General features: G+C 39.9%; 1 pseudogene. It reads left to right on the forward strand.

Annotation, left to right across the window (positions count from 1 at the left end):
* Positions 1-504: pseudogene (locus R7093_RS28485) on the forward strand (XRE family transcriptional regulator); the annotation flags it as partial.

The following is a 504-nucleotide window of genomic DNA, read 5'->3' on the forward strand; positions in this document are numbered from 1 at the left end:
ATGCCACTGTCCACTTTTAAGAGACATTTAACCAGTACCAACCTCGCGTTAGATAAACTGCTTGAATACTGTCGTGCGATTGACTGTACATTGGATGAATTGCAAAAGTTAGCCAATCAGTTGCAAGGTGAAGATGAAGATTATTTTAGTCGAACACAAGATGAAGTGTTTTTTCAGTTCCCACATCTTTACGATTTTTATCGTGAACTGAGGATGTTGCGCGGAAAAGATGGATACACAATTTTAAAGAAAAAATACGACTTATCAGAGCAAAGCATGTCTGATTATCTGGGTGCACTAGAGTTGCTAGACCTTGTTTACGTAGATGAAAACAAAAGTATTACGTTGCACGGCCCGCTGTACTACAGCTACGCAGAAAACTCGAAGTTAAACGATAAGTACACCGAGATAATCAAAGAGCAAACAACGACACATGATAAATGCGTTCGTGTTGCTTTGGCGCCAATGAAAATTACGGACGAACAGTTGCTGGAGCTTGAAGAT

It is taken from the genome of Vibrio sp. 1580 (genome assembly GCF_033340055.1).